The 965-nt window shown below is 58.3% G+C and carries 1 protein-coding gene; it reads right to left on the bottom strand.

Annotated elements, in window-relative coordinates:
• Positions 1-254 precede the first annotated feature (254 nt).
• Positions 255-518 carry a hypothetical protein gene (locus D9599_RS30705; RefSeq protein ID WP_198385129.1) on the bottom strand — a complete coding sequence of 88 codons (264 nt, stop codon included), beginning with the start codon at positions 516-518 and terminating at the stop codon, positions 255-257.
• Between the last annotated feature and the right edge of the window lie 447 nt (positions 519-965).

Below are 965 nucleotides of genomic sequence, written 5' to 3'. Positions count from 1 at the left end.
ACCCTCCACAGATCTGCCGGACTCACTTTACCGGCGGACCGCTTCTACGGAGGAAGGTCAGATCACTGCCTCTACCGCATGCACGAGGCAGCGGACGCTGGCGACTTCGTGGGGGTGAGAACCTGGGTAGAGCTCACCCTAACCGTTGTGCAGATGGCGCCGAGCTGCGGGGTAGGAGGCCGGCAGATTATGGCGGGGAACGCCTCTGCCCGGCCGCTCCGTGGAGGCACCTAGCCAGCCAGCGCCCCTACCCTTCAGTCCTGCGCGGCTTCCATGCGATCGAATTCAGCATTGAACAATGCAGCCATCCGAGCTCGCAACGCTACAGCTCTGGTGATGTCTCCCTTTAACGGAGCCTCGGCCAAAGCCTTCGTCATCTGCGATCGCAAGGTCTGCACAAGGGCTCGACGATCGCCTGCTTCGGTACGCTTGAGCATCCCCTCCAACGCTCCGGCAAGGGACGCAGCTACCATTCGCTCAAGATCGTCCTCTCCCGGAGAGGCAACGCCATCGATCATCTGCAGCACCTTAAATAAGCGCGCTGACAACCATTTTGAGACGTAATCGTTGCTCTTACGCTGCTAAACCTAATTAAGATTGTGTTCACATTTGCGCGCATGAGGTTCTGGTAAGGCAACAATCATCTGTCGGTGCGGGTTGTCCTTACGAGAGGTATCAGATGAACAGCGAAAGCTTACACAAGCCTTTCAACACAGACGACCAGCGCGCATCTGCGCTGACACTCGTAGAAAGCTTGGCCGAGTACGCTCGCGCAAAGCACCTCGCCGAAGCCGATGAGCTACTCGCTGGCATCCTCGTCCTCTTGTTAGAAAGCCACCCCTCCCGCCGTAAAACTAACTAGCGACACCGGAAGCGCCAGTACTGGAACCGCTACGGCGCACCCTGTGGTTGCTTCTGTAGAGCCTTCGGTCAGCCCTCGCTCATGAAGGGCAATGGCCGTTGCC

The sequence above is a fragment of the Roseomonas sp. KE2513 genome (assembly GCF_016107305.1).
Lineage (GTDB): Bacteria > Pseudomonadota > Alphaproteobacteria > Acetobacterales > Acetobacteraceae > Roseomonas.
This window is presented reverse-complemented; position numbering and strand designations above follow the sequence as displayed.

Coding starts and splice junctions, on each gene's coding strand:
- D9599_RS30705 (WP_198385129.1), bottom strand. CDS start 518: ATGATCGATGGCGTTGCCTCTCCGGGAGAGGACGATCTTGAGCGAATG.